This is a genomic window from Acinetobacter sp. 778_lipA (assembly GCF_058242985.1).
In genome coordinates, this window is sequence record NZ_JBZAYT010000001.1 from 1052061 (window position 1) to 1067415 (window position 15355).

The 15355-nt window shown below is 36.2% G+C and carries 13 protein-coding genes and 2 pseudogenes; 4 read left to right on the forward strand and 11 right to left on the reverse strand.

The features are described 5' to 3' along the window. Window positions 1–100 precede the first annotated feature (100 nt). Window positions 101–409, forward strand: a complete 309-nt coding sequence (locus AC4CUY_RS04880) for a hypothetical protein (protein ID WP_336952647.1) — start codon at window positions 101–103, stop codon at window positions 407–409. 133 nt (window positions 410–542) lie between these two features. Here AC4CUY_RS04880 and AC4CUY_RS04885 read toward each other — a convergent pair whose 3' ends face one another. Next, entirely contained in the window at window positions 543–1463 is a 921-nt protein-coding gene (locus AC4CUY_RS04885; protein WP_490773743.1) for a LysR family transcriptional regulator, read from the reverse strand. Window positions 1464–1565: 102 nt separating this feature from the next. On the opposite strand from AC4CUY_RS04885, the gene aptA reads away from it, so the two are divergent. The 3 genes and pseudogenes from aptA (at window position 1566) to AC4CUY_RS04900 (ending at window position 5172) form a co-directional block, all read left to right on the forward strand. After that, window positions 1566–2942 (forward strand): omega-aminotransferase AptA, encoded by a 1377-nt coding sequence (aptA, locus tag AC4CUY_RS04890; protein ID WP_490773744.1) that lies wholly within the window; start codon window positions 1566–1568, stop codon window positions 2940–2942. A gap of 241 nt (window positions 2943–3183) precedes the next feature. Further along, window positions 3184–3681, forward strand: a pseudogene (locus tag AC4CUY_RS04895) (aldehyde dehydrogenase family protein); the annotation flags it as partial. A gap of 99 nt (window positions 3682–3780) precedes the next feature. Further along, window positions 3781–5172, forward strand: a complete 1392-nt coding sequence (locus tag AC4CUY_RS04900; protein ID WP_419328428.1) for an amino acid permease — start codon at window positions 3781–3783, stop codon at window positions 5170–5172. 170 nt (window positions 5173–5342) lie between these two features. On the opposite strand, the gene AC4CUY_RS04905 is transcribed toward AC4CUY_RS04900, so the two are convergent. From AC4CUY_RS04905 to AC4CUY_RS04950, 10 genes and pseudogenes are all read right to left on the reverse strand, one after another. Continuing rightward, entirely contained in the window at window positions 5343–6422 is a 1080-nt protein-coding gene (locus tag AC4CUY_RS04905; RefSeq protein ID WP_336952643.1) for a helix-turn-helix domain-containing protein, read from the reverse strand. Window positions 6423–6670: 248 nt separating this feature from the next. Next, window positions 6671–7219 (reverse strand): fimbrial protein, encoded by a 549-nt coding sequence (locus tag AC4CUY_RS04910; protein WP_336952642.1) that lies wholly within the window; start codon window positions 7217–7219, stop codon window positions 6671–6673. Window positions 7220–7228: 9 nt separating this feature from the next. Further along, a complete protein-coding gene (locus tag AC4CUY_RS04915) occupies window positions 7229–8239 on the reverse strand; it encodes a fimbrial protein (protein WP_336952641.1) in 1011 nt (336 codons plus the stop codon). Window positions 8240–8250: 11 nt separating this feature from the next. Beyond that, complete coding sequence (fimD, locus tag AC4CUY_RS04920) at window positions 8251–10869, reverse strand: outer membrane usher protein FimD (protein WP_483770166.1); 2619 nt, start codon at window positions 10867–10869, stop codon at window positions 8251–8253. 5 nt (window positions 10870–10874) lie between these two features. Continuing rightward, complete coding sequence (locus AC4CUY_RS04925; protein ID WP_336952639.1) at window positions 10875–11576, reverse strand: fimbria/pilus periplasmic chaperone; 702 nt, start codon at window positions 11574–11576, stop codon at window positions 10875–10877. A 19-nt stretch (window positions 11577–11595) separates the two neighbouring features. Continuing rightward, entirely contained in the window at window positions 11596–12081 is a 486-nt protein-coding gene (locus AC4CUY_RS04930; protein ID WP_336952638.1) for a hypothetical protein, read from the reverse strand. A 52-nt stretch (window positions 12082–12133) separates the two neighbouring features. Next, entirely contained in the window at window positions 12134–12685 is a 552-nt protein-coding gene (gene fimA / locus AC4CUY_RS04935) for a type 1 fimbrial major subunit FimA (RefSeq protein ID WP_016539504.1), read from the reverse strand. A 134-nt stretch (window positions 12686–12819) separates the two neighbouring features. After that, window positions 12820–13212: pseudogene (locus tag AC4CUY_RS04940) on the reverse strand (transposase family protein); the annotation flags it as partial. Window positions 13213–13249: 37 nt separating this feature from the next. Beyond that, window positions 13250–13654, reverse strand: coding sequence for a transposase family protein (locus tag AC4CUY_RS04945; protein WP_490773745.1), 405 nt, complete (start codon window positions 13652–13654; stop codon window positions 13250–13252). 832 nt (window positions 13655–14486) lie between these two features. Beyond that, the gene (locus tag AC4CUY_RS04950; protein WP_490773746.1) at window positions 14487–14948 is read right to left on the reverse strand and encodes a hypothetical protein; all 462 of its coding nucleotides are present in this window, start codon (window positions 14946–14948) and stop codon (window positions 14487–14489) included. Window positions 14949–15355 lie beyond the last annotated feature (407 nt).

A 15355-nucleotide genomic window follows, 5' to 3' on the forward strand; every position in this document is an offset into this window, starting at 1 on the left:
TTTTTTAAAATTATTTTTTTATTTATTGATTGGAAAATCTTGTATTAATAATAAGGTTATGTAATTAATTAACTACACCATTTCTTTAGAGGGGAATGAGATGGAGTTAAATAAAAAACTATCCTTTTTATTAATAACATTTACAACGATATCGAGTTTAAGTTTAGCCACTTACGCAGAGGAGATTCATTTTCAAGGGCAAATTGTAGAATTTACATGTGAAAAGGATTCTAATAATTCTAATTGCAAAGTGATTGATAATACGATTGATGTACTGAGAAAAACCAGCATAATAGATAGCTTTAATTTCAATAGCTTAGTTGATAAAAATGCCAATAGTATGGCGCATTTAAAAATTCAAGATTTGGAGAGTGATCAGCATAAAATATTGGTGGTAGATTATTATTAAGCCAATTAATATGTGAAATAAATAACATAAATTAAAAAATATGTTGTGTGATAAGTTAAAATATAATCTGATTATTTAGGTTGGATTATATTTTAATTCGTATTAAAAATAACCAAATTTAAATGTTTGTATATTATTTTATCGGTTGAACGATTTTTCTTAATATATCCATAAATGTTTTTAAGATAATATTATAGTTTTTCCCTTTATGTGTAATCAGACATATCGGTGTACTATAATGCATTCTCTCCTGTAAAATGGGTTGCATCAAACCATCTTGGACCCATTTTTTCGCATAATGATCGGGTAAAAACCCCATAAATTTTCCTGAAAGAATCAGAAAAGCAATACCTTCTCGATCACTTGCTGTCGCTGAACAGTTCAAGCGTTGATGTAACTTCATTGCATCGGGGGTAATCGCGTAATTGGGAAGAACTGTATTGCATCGTTTTAAGTCATCTAAACTTATTTCACCTAAATGCTGAAAGAGTGGGTGGTTTTGTCCACAATAGAGTGAAGACTCTTCGTTATATAAATGAAAATAATCTAGACCTGACAATGGACTCACCAACGGAATCGCACCAGCATGTAAGCGATTGTCCAAAACACGGTACTCAATATCTGACACTGTGCTCATACTAATATTAATAACCACCTCTGTATTTTCTTCCGCAAGCTGTGCCAATGTATTGGTGATATATGCACTAGGCATCGTGACTAAGTTATTAATAATACCAATATTAAATTCACCTTTGAGCTGATTATGCATTTGATTGATTTTGGCACGAAAGTCCTCAATCGAAGCGGTCAGTACTTCAATATATTGTAAAACTTCTCGACCTTCATCGGTGATGGAGAAGCCTGCTCGACCACGTTGACAGAGTCGAATCCCTAAGCGATTTTCCAGATCACTCATATGCAGACTAATGGCAGAACGACTGATCCCAAGGATACTTTCGGCAGCAGTGAAACTGTGACAATCACACACTGTTTTAAATATTTTGAGTAACTTTATATCAAAATCAGTAACTTGGTTTAATTTTTTAGGTTTCATTTAGTTTTGCTTTTTTATATCTAAACTCAAGATATTTTGAATTTATCAAAACTATTTCGCTTTGTACACTCAAGAGATAATCACAAAACAAGAAGAGTACTTATGTTCGATATCGATACATCAAATGACCGTGATGACGCATTGGAAGCCAGTCAGTCAAATGAGCAGATGAATTTAAATTATCAAGCCCATTGGATGCCATTTTCTGCAAACCGTAATTTTCATAAAGATCCGCGCATGATCGTGGGTGCAAAAGGATCGTATTTAATTGACAGTACTGGGCGTGAGATTTATGACTCATTGTCAGGGCTATGGACGTGCGGTGCAGGGCATACACTGCCTGAAATCCAGAAAGCCGTGAGTAAGCAATTGGCAAAATTGGATTACTCACCTGCATTCCAATTTGGACATCCTTTATCTTTTCAATTGGCTGAAAAAATAGTTCAGCTGATGCCGGAAAAATTGCAGCACGTATTTTTTACCGACTCAGGTTCAGAATCTGCGGACACTGCCATCAAGATCGCACGTGCCTATTGGCGTATTCAAGGAAAACCAAGCAAAACCAAATTGATTGGTCGGGCACGTGCCTATCACGGTGTAAACGTGGCGGGGACCAGTCTAGGTGGAATAGGCGGCAATCGTAAAATGTTTGGTCAATTGATGGATGTTGATCATTTGCCTCACACTTTGCAAGCGCACTTAAGTTTTACCCAAGGCTGTGCAGAGACGGGTGGGGTTGAGCTGGCTGATGAAATGCTCAAGCTGATTGAATTACATGATGCTTCTAATATTGCAGCAGTAATAGTAGAGCCTGTTTCAGGTTCAGCAGGGTGTATCGTGCCACCTGTTGGTTATTTACAACGCTTGAGAGAAATTTGTGACCAACACGATATTTTACTGATTTTTGATGAGGTGATTACAGGCTTTGGGCGCATCGGCAAATGGACTGCGGCAGAATATTTTGAAGTTATCCCAGATCTTTTGACTTTTGCTAAACAGATTACCAATGGTGCAATTCCATTAGGTGGTGTGGTCGCAAGCCATGAAATTTACAATGCATTTATGCAGCAAGATCTACCCGAACATGCGATTGAATTCACCCATGGCTATACCTATTCAGCCCATCCTGTTGCTTGTGCCGCTGCTCTAGCAACGCTGAATGTTCTTGAACAAGAAAATTTAATTTCTCAATCTGCTGACTTAGCGCCAAGGTTTGAAAAGCTTGTCCATGAGTTAAAAGGTTCACCTCATATTGTCGATATTCGGAACTGTGGATTGATTGGTGCATTGCAATTGGCACCGCGTGATGGCGATGCCACGATTCGAGCTTTTGAAATTGGAATGAAACTGTGGAAAGCCGGTTTCTATGTCCGTTTTGGCGGGGATACCATTCAGTTTGGCCCGATGTTTAACAGCACAGAAGTGCAATTAACGAGTTTGATGAATGCAGTAGGTGAAGCAATTTATCAGGTGAAATAAGTAAGATGAGCGCTTAAGCAAAAATGACACTAAATCACGTGGTATAGAAGGGAATGAGAATAGATAAGGAAATGTAATGAACAATTTAGAAAATTTTAATGGTGATAAGTTGATTGATGTTAATGCAATACAATCCTTCAAGCGGGTTGGATATTTTATTCACGACAGTCTGGTTGTTAAGTCGGCAAGAAAACACCCTCTATATCAACCAGCCACAGTAGAGATCCGTAAACAATTTGCGCTTGCTAATACCGTGTTGGTGAATCAGGTGCTTCAAATTGCACAACTGAAGTTTGGTTATCATGAAGATCAACAAAATGACTTTGGACCGCTCATTTCGCAAGTACATAACGATAAAGTTCAAGCTTTTATCCAAAGTGCTGAACATCAAGGTGCTAAAATCGTTGTCGATGGTTGTGATACCAAACCTATAGGTTATAAGACTGGATTTTTTGTTGACTCAACGCTAATTGATCAGGTTTCATCAGATATGACCAGTTATCAGCAAGAAATTTTTGACCCTGTTCTACAAGTGATTCGCATAGAAACCATGCAACAGGCGATGCAACTGATTAATGATCATGAGTATGGAGATGGCATCTGTATATATACCCGTGATGGGTATGCTTTTGGGCCAAATGGAGTGCATTTTTATACGCGTCGTAAAACCATTACCCCGTGTTGGCCTTCTTCACACGTTTGTGAAGCTAAGCTGTTTTCAATGCCCACCTTAAATTAATTTTTTGTGTATAGAGGGAAGGTCATTAATTTTCTCTATTTTTAATAAGGATTTAACAATGTAGATCACGATTTTAAAAGTATTTTTAAGGAATAAAATATGAATGGTGTTAAAACAACAAAATTAGGTGAAGGACTTTCCAATCGACATATCACGATGATTAGTATCGGTGGCGTTATTGGTGCTGGTTTATTTGTGGGCTCTTCAGCTGCAATTGCCAAAGCAGGTCCTGCTGCTGTACTGGCTTATATTATTACCAGTATTATCGTTTTTCTGGTGATGCGTATGCTTGGTGAAATGGCTGTTGCGCAACCAGATACAGGTTCATTTTCTACTTATGCCCGTAAAGCAATTGGCCCATGGGCAGGCTTTACCGTGGGATGGTTGTATTGGTGGTTTTGGGTTTTGGTGATCCCTATCGAAGCAATTGCAGGTGCTGAAATTTTACATGCATGGTTTCCTCAAGTTTCCAGTGCTATTTATGCCTTTGCTTTTATTATTTTACTCAGTTTAGCCAATTTCTTTAGTACCAAAAGTTTTGGTGAGTTTGAGTTTTGGTTTGCGTTAATTAAAGTTGTTGCAATACTGCTTTTTATTTTTATTGGTGCATCGGCAGTATTTGGGCTTTGGCCTTTAGCGCACGATGTTAGTGGTATTGGCCATTTATTTTCAAATGGCGGTTTTATGCCGCATGGAATGGGTGGTGTTCTATCAGCTATTTTAATTTCAGCATTTTCGTTTTTCGGTGTTGAAATCCTTTCCATTGCAGCAGCAGAGTCTAAAAATCCACAAGATAAAATTAAACGTGCTACCAATTTGGTGCTTTACCGAATTATCTTATTCTTTGTTGTTTCAATTTTCCTTGCGGTTGCTTTAGTTGATTGGCGTTCCCCAGATTTACAAAAATTGGGGACATTTCAATATGTCTTGGTCAGTCTCAATGTTCCTCAAACTAAATTGATTATGGACATGGTGGTCTTTATTGCAGTTGCAAGTTGTATGAATGCAGCTGTATATACCTCTTCACGTATGCTGTTTGCATTGGGTACACGTCAAGAAGCGCCAAAAGTTGTGACTAAAATTAATGATGCAGGTGTGCCGACAGTTGCAGTGTTTGCTTCAACTTTTGTTGGTCTGATTTGTTGCGCCGTGAATTATATGTTCCCTGGGCAAGTTTTTGGATTTTTACTGTCAACAACGGGTTCAATTGCGCTGGTGGTTTATTTAGTGATTGCAGTGTCTCAGTTACGCTCAAGACGTAAACTAGAAAAAATAGGGAAGCAAATTACCTTTAAAATGTGGTTATTTCCTTGGCTGACATGGTTTGTGATTGTCGTGATTATGAGTGTATTGGCATATATGTTTTTATCGCCTCAATATAGTTATGAGACCACCTTATCTTTAGGAGTAACCTCAGTTGTAGTAATTTGTGGAATTCTTGTGACTCGTAAGAATAAAACTACAAAGCGCATAGTAATGCATTTGGATTAAAGGATCATTTACGCTTATAGAAAAATAATCAAACTTTGTACTTTGAGGGTAAAACAGCGGTACAAGGTTTGTATTATGTATGAACGCTGTAGTTTTTTTCTTCATGCCTTGTAGTAACAATAACAACTTATGCTGGATTCTCTCGGTGTTTTACAAAGCATGGGCTTATTTTATTCTCTTGCATAAACATTCTGCTCATTGAAACGAGTTTCAAACTTTTCATTAATATCCAGTTTTTTATTGATATTTTGCTTTCTCCACATCGAAGGAGAAACACCATACCATGCTTTAAAAGCACGATTAAAGGAAGTTTGGTCTTTATAAGCAAGTAAATAAGCAACTTTTGTTATGGATAAATTTTGGTTTTGCAGATATTTTTTTGCCAAATTTTGCCGAATATTACATAAGATTTCTTTAAATGATAAACCTCTATTTTTTAAATATTTTTGTAGTGCTCTTGCCGATAGATTTAATGACTTTGCGATAGAGTGAATTTGAACATTATTATTCTCAAGTGCTTGCAACATACTCAGATTAACTAACTCTAAGAATGAATCTTCCTGAGGCATTTTACTAAGTAATATATCGGCATGGTCAAATAAAATTTCTAAAAGAATAGGATCATAGTATTTTAATTTAGTTTCCAGTAGTGAGCTGAGTATCACAATCCGAGTTTGACTTGCATCAAATTGAATTGGGCAGTTAAACAATTGTTGGTATTTTTTTATATCATTTGGCTTAGGGATCGCAAGTTCTAAACGATGAAAAATATTTTCACCTGAATCAATGAGTTGTTTTAAATGATGAAAGAGCACAGAAACCTGTATTTCTTCAACAACTATCGTTTCTTGAGTATATAAACCTACTTGTAAATAAGCGGGTTTATCCCATGAGATTGAAAAGTAGTTTTCATCAAGCAGAACTTTTTTAGGGATATAATTGAACCATAGCTTTTCGTATCGACTCAGTATTTTGATGTAGTCTGCTAAAGTATTACTTGACTGCGCCATATACGCTACGATACCCATATGTTTTGGCTGGACTAAAGCACCAATGTCTAATCCCACGCCAGCTTGAGGATATTGTGTGTTGATTTCTTTTATCCGCCTGAGCCATTCTCCAAATGGAATATGATCATTTAAATGGTAGTCAGTAGGGTTTGAAAAATCTAACCCTTTTTTTTTACAAAAATCATCTAATAGAAATGCCATACCCTTATTCACACTTTTTATTTTAAAAAAAGTTTTCATGGATTCTCCCCATATCATTAGATATTTCTATGTATTTATTTTTTATTTAAAGTAATCAAACAATTGTCGTTATATGCGATGTATTCATTTTCTTTAAAGCTGCGAGGAGATTTGAATGGTTAAAATAGATAAACGTTCTCAGCTATTTTGGTGTCATTCAAATGAGAATGATGAATTCTTAACGCTTTGCCTTAAAGAGTTTGAATAATCAATTGTGTTAACCGTCAATAATGAATCGTTTTATTTTCTTAATCGTATTGAATAGAAAATTGAGCATTTGCATTTGCAATGCCTGCTAAGGCTTGTGCTTTGGTCACAATATAATTTGCATAAAATATCGCTGAAACATTGCCATTGATGTCTGTACTAAAGGCTTCGCTTTTCTTGCCTAAAGCTAATCTTTTTTTATCTTGATCTCGAATTTCTATGGCAATATTTTCAGCTTTATTGGCTAAGGCATCGAGCGCTAAAAGTTCAGAATTTTCAGTATTTCGGGGCCCATCAAAAGTGATCGTCACAGAACCATTTGGCGGACAGTTACTCATCTCAAAATGAATCGGGGTTGGCTTTGATTGACTACCTATACTAGGTAAGTCTTTGCTCGCAACGCTTCCAAGCTGAATATATTTATCTTGTTCAGAACTTAACACGCCACATGTTGCTGTAGTTACGATCCCTGAAAGTTCAATATTCACACGACCCAGCTCTACATTGGTATTTTGAGCATGAGAGAGTTGATGAATATTTAAACAACATATCATTGTGGCAGCAGCCATATATCTTGCTTTATTTTTCATTGGTTTCTCCTAATCAAAATCCACTCTGAGATATCCTCTAGACTTAAACGGACCAATTTCTGGTTTATTTCCAGTGATACTGACAGGCCAAGCTTTGATGGTCACATTTGCTGGCTGTTGATTGAGATTAAACGGAATCACACTGTTGATATTGTTGGGCAATAACACATTGTCGTTTTGATCTGACATCTTAAAGCCAATATCTGGATTATCTGAGATCATCATATCTCCAGTGGCTTTTTCAGCTTCAAGCCGAAGTGTCAGCATTGCTTGGGCATCAATATTGGTACATTGAATTGCTAAGGTATGACTCTGTTTATTGACATTGTTGGGTTTATTGCCAGGACCAGCCTGACTAAAGGCATAGGCTGGAATTTCCCCAAACTTAATTTCTAAAAAATCACCTGTGCCAATTTTGCAACTTTGTGGAACCGAAATAGAGCCACTGTAACTAATCTTATAAACAGGGATACTTAATGGATCTGCTGAACCCGTTGTGACATATACGGTAAACATGGTTTTTTTAGGGATAGGCACAAAGTCAATAAAGGGTTTAATCACTTTGAGGCGAAAGGTAAAGTTTGAATCCCAAATACCAAAGGGTTGGCCTTTACTTACATTGGGATCTGTACCCATCTGTACATAATTTGCAGGGGGGTAAAAATCTCCCGCAAAGCTATCGGTAATTTTCATAGCACCGACTAAATAGTCGTTGATCGGTAAGTATTTATATCGATCAATCGTTTCTACGACAGAGAGGTCGGAAACATAACTACGCATGGTTCTATTTCGACTAATATTGGAATTATGAGCAGGGCAGGTTCCATAAACTTGCGAAGAAAAATTCTTTTTAAGCTCTACAATTTTACCTACAGCGTTATTAGAGCTGCTGAAACTATTGGATAGATCATAAAAAACTTCATCCACAACACCATTTCCTTTACTGTTCCAACAGACAACTGCAAAAGATGGAGCTGAAGCAAGTAGCAACATACTGGAAATTAAAAGCTTAAATTTCATATGATCTCTCCTTATTGACATTCAAGATCAAATTGAATAACGGGTTTGCTAAGGTCCATGTCTGAAATATCGTAGTTTGCCAAACATTTTCCTTCAGCAGATTCGCCCCAATTCACTTCCAAGGTGCCTTTGAGCGGAAGTCCAGTTAGATAAACCCGGCCATCGTCTGCAACGATGCTGGTGGCTGAACTTCCTTTTTCAATCACACTGCTTGCATACGGGATAAACTTGCCGTTATGGGATAACGTGATAAGTGCTCTTACACCTAAACTGGTGTTAAACGTTGCTCTGGCAATCGCCCCTTTAATTGGGACGACATTTTCAACGTTATTGCTGATTTCGAGATTATTACTGAACGTATTTGAATTCAGCGCAACACGATTGGCACGATATTCAGTTGCATAAGGAACAATGGCATATCCACGCCAATCGGTTTTAACGCCTGTATAGTTTTCGATATTTACACCTTTGGCACCGGGTGCTTTAACCAAGATTGAGGTGCTCCCTAAAGGCTGACCAAAGGTAATACCATCACGGTGCGCTAAAATGCCACCAGATGCATTATAGGTAAACTGATTTGAGTTCTTTTCGTAGCTATAACCTGCACCTACTGTGCCGTAACTACCATTGTAATTTAGGCTGACTGAACCAATATCACCTTGCTTACTGACTTGTCCCTGATTGATGCTATAACTTAAATTTCGATCTTTCAGTAAGGTGCCACTTAAACCTGCCATATAGGACTCATTACCATTTGAATTTTGTGTGGTCGAAAAAGTGCTGTATGCATTTTGGATTGGATGATTACGGAAATTGGCTTTCGGCCATAACTTATCCAATGGGAAGGACAGATTCATGGCATACATGGTGTCACTCTGATTAATCTCAGAATATTTGTTACGGCTGACTGAGAATGAGTAATTCAGTGCTTTCCATGAGTTTGCATAACCCGCTTGAACCCATTCATTTTTTTTGTTGGTATCCCAATAGGTTTGCTGATTGCCTGAGACAAATAAAGAACCATAGTTTCCAAGTGAATGTGAGATGTTGACTTCAAAGCGACCTTTTTTAGAATTATATAAATTGTAGTAATCCGTAATGATTGGTGTATTGGCTTGATTTCCATCTTGAGTTTCGGAAACGTGATAACCACTCATACGATTATAAGCAACATCATTTAAGGTATAGAAACCCTTGGTCGAATAACGATAGCCTAATAATTGGAAGGTTGTCCCAGAGCTTAATAATGATTTTGAATATAAAAAACGCAAAGACTGTCCACTGCTTGAGGATTGATCTGCCAACTCACTGTCCGCATGGGTAAGGTCAAAAGACAAAGCCCCATAATCTCCAAGGTTGGCTCCTAGGCCCACCAGAGCACTCTTATATTTATCTGACAATTGCGTCCCAGCATAAACGGAAATACCATTTTTTAAACCGTGAATTGCAGTTGCCTGTAACAATGATGGATTATCTTGAGAATCCAATCCACTGCGGTACTCACCCACTACTAGACTATATTTTGTGCGTCCTTCACGTTGTAAAACAGGAAGGCTTGAATAGGGCACTTGAAAGCTTTGAATCGAACCGTCATTTTCTTCAATGGTAACCAAAAGATCACCACTGATTGAGGTTGGATTTAAATCTTGGATAAGGAATGGTCCGGGTGCGACATTTACCTGATGAATCACAAAACCATTTTGTTTAATCACTACTTTTGCATTGGTTTTTGCAACCCCACGAACAGTAGGTGCATAGCCTTGCTGACTGTCAGGATACATTGCCTCAGAAGTTGACAAATGTGCGCCACGGAAACCAAAGCTATCAAATATTTCGCTACTTGTTGAACCGTCACCAAGCACCAGTTGGCTTTTTAAAGGAATAATTGTTTTTTGTACATAGGTGTTTAAATTATTCCATTGATTTGTGGTTTTACCATTGTGCGAATTAGCGTTAAAACTACCTGAATGTCGGAACTGCCATGAGCCAATATTGAGTCCATTATCCAGACGTAAAAAGAAACTGTTGGTATCTGTTTTAGAGTTGTCATAGCCCGAAATATTATAGTTGGTATAAAAGCCGTTGATCCCTTCATCCCATTGATCGGGTGGAATATAGCCGCGAATTTGGTTGCGTAAAGAAGCTTGCGGTAAACTGATCAATAATTTTTGTTTATCAAATTGAAAGTGGCTATTTGCACCTTCAATAATTGAAATAAAATCTACACATTGTGGGTTTGAGGTAGACAATTGCTCGTATTGGGCAATATTGACCCCAAATCCCTGCAATGTTTTGCTGTCTAAACACGGAAATAACCCAGTTGTATCTTGAATGCCTGATTTTTCAATAAAATTGATGTCGCGAGTAAACGCGTATTGATCATTGACATACACATCAACCCGGTACACGCCTGGCAATTGATGGGTCGATTTCTCAAATCTGCTTAAATCAGAGATTTGTGAATTGGATAAGTTATCTGTTAAAAATGCAGGGTTAAACACCTGTTCTGCATGACTGGTTCTTGGGACTACGATTGAAATTAGCATAGTCATTGCGATACCCACTGGATATCGCTTGATATGTCTCCTTACGCATACAACATTGTATGGCATTGAAAATAGACTATTCATAATTATTACTTCAGTTCTAAATCAACTTTAGCTGTTAAACCACCGTAATCATTGACCGTTTGATAACTCAGTTTATTACCTGAAGTCGCTGAAATTTTTGTTTGGGCAAAAGGACTCGCCATCACATTTGGCACTTTTTGGTTATCAACAAAAACGTTCACAAAAGAAACATGATATGGAGATGGATTGTTAACCATGATTCCTTCTGCTGATTTTGAAAACTTAATCGTTTCTAATGTGGCTTCAGGTTTAGTTTTTAGATTTATCGGTCTTACAAACAGTTTGATTCGAGATAAAACAGCAAGTTGTAAAATATTCTTGTCAGTCAAAGTCGATTTATCAATCGAAGGAATTGCCTTAACATTGACCCAAAATACCGACTCTCTATCTTGTGGTAAGTTAGTGGCAACATTGACAATTCTTAATGTATTTTCGCTATTTGCTTCTGCGACAAATAAGGGAGGAGTAATAAGAAAATCTTTTGATTTTTCATCTAGATTATTTTCAATCCACGAGTTAATTAAAAAGCGTTCTTTATTGTTGCTGTTGACAATAGCCAATGAAACTTGCTTGGCATCGGTTGGGTAAATAACACGAGTTGCTCCAAGTGATATACCCCCAATAATATTGTTATTGCCCCAGCTGGTGGATGCTAAGCAGGCTAAGGTTATACTAAGAACACCATTTTTAAATAAGTTCAGTTTCATATAAGTCCTTAGAATTCATTTATGGATAAAAAACAGAAATTAAAATATTCGATGCTTGAGCGGATGACTTTTCTGAAGTTTGGTTGAGGAGAATACCAATCCTATTTTTAGCGAAACTGTCATAACGTTCAGGTCGATCAATTTGTCGAATAAATTTCTGATCCAGACCGGTCTGTTCAAGACTTTGAATGTTTAATTCTTGATTAATATCAAAATCATTTCTTGCTTTTGGGTCTGTATAAAACATCTCATGTGTTGGCTTATTTTGTTCAGATAGACCAATGGCGAGATTGTCGTAGATGCTTACAGGGCATAATGAAAAATTGATTTGAATTGGAGAATTGGGAGTTTTAATAGATACAGCAGCATTATTCTCAATTAAGATTGAACAGCTTTGATTTATCAAAACTCCCTGAAAATGAGCTCTTCCACCAAATACATAACTTTCTGCGTAAATATGAGTACTTACTAATATTCCAGCAATCAGGGTTATATACTTTTTCATGGTAAATAAGCTCATGTAATCAAATATTTAATAATTATCTTAGGCAGATAAATTATTCATATTTCACTACAAAAGTTGCATCAGCATTTGCTTGACCAGGTGTAGATGCACCTGTAGCTACATAGCGTGCGCTGAATTGAAGTGTGTTATCACCTGTGATCAATGTTTTAGGTGTAGAAAAACTTGCACCCGTAACACCTAAGATTTTTGAAGTGTCATCGGCAATCTCAATCCCTACATTTGTTGCAGCAGTAGAGTTTGTACCACCAGCAGCAACTGAAAGTAAGTTTGCATTAGACGTTACAGACTGACCATAAAATGCAACAGCTGCAGTTGCTTGAACTGTTGGATCACAGTCAACAAGTTTGATTTGGAACGGTACTGGAGTTGTTTTATCGCCAGCAACAGCTAAACGTGCAGTACGGTATTGACCTAAATCAACAGTTTGATTTGAAGATTCTGTACTTACAGCACATGCTGCATTTACGATTTCACCAGTAAAATGTACTGTACCACCATTAACAGTTACAGGATCAGCAGCAAAAGCTGAAACAGAAAGTGTTAAAGCAGATAAAGTTGCAGTACTTAATAGAGCTAATTTCATAGTAAAACCCATTCATTTTAGAAGGTTGATTTTTAATATTTATTTAAAATCATTTTTTATGATTTCAATAAATTACACTTAGTCGCACTGTTTAATAAAATAGTAATAGACTTCCTTCATAAATCATTTTTCAATCAATTTAATTGTTTATCTTTCACCCAATCTAAATTGTATATGCCAGCAAGTAAATTAAACCGCAGGTTTAATCTTTTACGACGATTTCTATATACACAAGATAAAATCTTAAAACATTTCATCCTTCCAAATACATGCTCTACTTGAATTCGTCTACGACCAATCTCTCTATTTAACTTTTTTAATTCAGAATCTAGTTTTTCAGTTTTCTTTGCTTTAGATGGCATGAGGCATCCAAAACCCAATTTCTTTATCCCTAAATACCCCTTATCAACGATAAAAAAGGGCTTAAATTTTAATTTCCTCATGCTTTTTTTAAATATTTTAAAATCATGCATGCTTCCATGACTTCCACATACACTCAGTATTTCACCTGTTGTATAGTGCATAGATAACTGAAATTTAAAGGTATGTCGCTTTTTTTTACCGCTATACCATTTCTTCTGTTTTTTTTGGACGTTGAACTAATATTTCAGTTGCATCAATCACAACAACTTCCCAATCCACTTCATCTCGATTAGGAAGTTGTTTTGGCAAGTTAAATTTTCCAGAACGGATTAAGGTATCTTCAATAACACGTATGATACGAATTGCACTCGTTTCAGATACACCGTAACTCATACCAAGATGGAAAAATGTTCGATATTCTCTCCAATATTCTATACATAAGAGCAAACGATCTTCCAACGGTAATTTATGCGGTCGTCCTTTACCAATATGACGAGGTAAATGCTTATTTAGCTCGGCCAACATCAGGTTAAATGTAGCCCAACTAACACCGGTAAGCCTACGAAACTTAACGTCTGATAATTTTTGAATATCTTTGAATTTCATCCAAGGATTATCTCTTGAATTAAATAATTTTGCTGATTAATTTAAGATCAAATAAATTGTACGTTTTTTGATTTATGACGGAAGTCTAATGTACTTAAATAAATGCAGGGTTATAGTGACGCACATCACAATAAATAACTTTGTATTTTGTGCATAATTAATTTGTATTTGACGACCTTATCTCTTTTTATGAAAAGTATATGAATTAATGTGATTATTTTAGAGGGCTTTTTTTAGATGTGTTGGGTAGAACGTCATAGCTTAATATTGATAAAACTTGCTATGTTTTTTTTGATAAAAATGATCATTGAATGGATGGATATAATATTTTATTAGAATTAAACTTTATTTAATATCAAATGTTTATTGTTGAATTTGGATATTGGAAGTACTCATGATGGACTGATCTTATTGAATATTTTCTTTAGCGTGCTAATGGCTTAGAGTTGGGATAATGCGATAGGAAAGATGCTTGAAGCAGTTATTAATAGCAGAGGAGTTCAGCTTTTTAAGGGTATGATTAAGTATTCGCTAAGAGGTAAAGCGCTTAAATGCGATCTATTTCATGAAATTCACCAGTAATCATAAAAAGTATTTACTACATACAATGAAGGTTTACTGATTAAGTTTAAGCATGAAAAAATAAACCGCTTTGAGCATTCTGGCTGGGAGCTAATAGATAGGTCATTATTGGATGATCAATGTAAATAGAAGACTATAACTAGATCACAGTAACCTTCTCGGAGGACAGACTTGACCCATAAAGGGCAGTTGCATAACAACAGCAATCAAAACTAGACGATTTATATAACGGTTTATTGTGGATAGCGTTTTATTTTTTAATCTGAGAAGGCATTCCAATTTGCGCAGCCAAAGGCGAAAAAATAACTTTAATTGGAGAGTTCGCCTGGCTATGCTGTACATCTGGCCCTATATAATTCTTGCCTTGAGATGTTGCAAAACTACGATGCCACACACTAAGTTCAGTGTCTGACAACCACTCTATGTGTAAAGCATTATCCTTTGCGCCAAAGTCGATGGTTCTTACATCAAATTGCGCCAATGCATAAATAAATGATCGACATTTTTCAGTTTCACCTTTTTTTAGAACTGAAACCTGAACTTGTGTTGCACCACCAAACATGACATCGTTGGCTCGGCACTGTAGGACTTCTACATGAAAACGTCCATCGGGAGAGGGCAGATCTCTGATCAGCTTATTTACACTGTTGGATTGGCATGCAGTGAGTACAATTGGCACTATGAATAAAGTAAATGTCCTAGTCAGTTTCATTTTATTCCTTTGTATATCAATACATCACGATTTTTCTTTTATGTCTTCATTCAAATCGATCAGTTTGCTCCTGCTTTTAGAAAATCAGTTGAATTATTTTTCACAACTTAATTTGATCATCTTATCGCATGAAATATTTACTGGCGATTTAATGTCGTATGCAGTGTTAGAGTTTATCTGAATTTTTTTAGTTTTAAAAATATGTTTTTGTATTGATTTTTCACATGATTTAATTATTGTGTTTAGCCGTTCTGTATTTAATCTTACTGGTAATGCTTATAGAAAATTTAATGAATAAAAAAGGGCTTGCAGAAAAAAGTTGTAGAAGTTTTAATCTAAGTTTGAACGTTAGATAAAATATTAACATTCCATCAATCGGAAAATTGATCATATATTGTTTGTTTTTC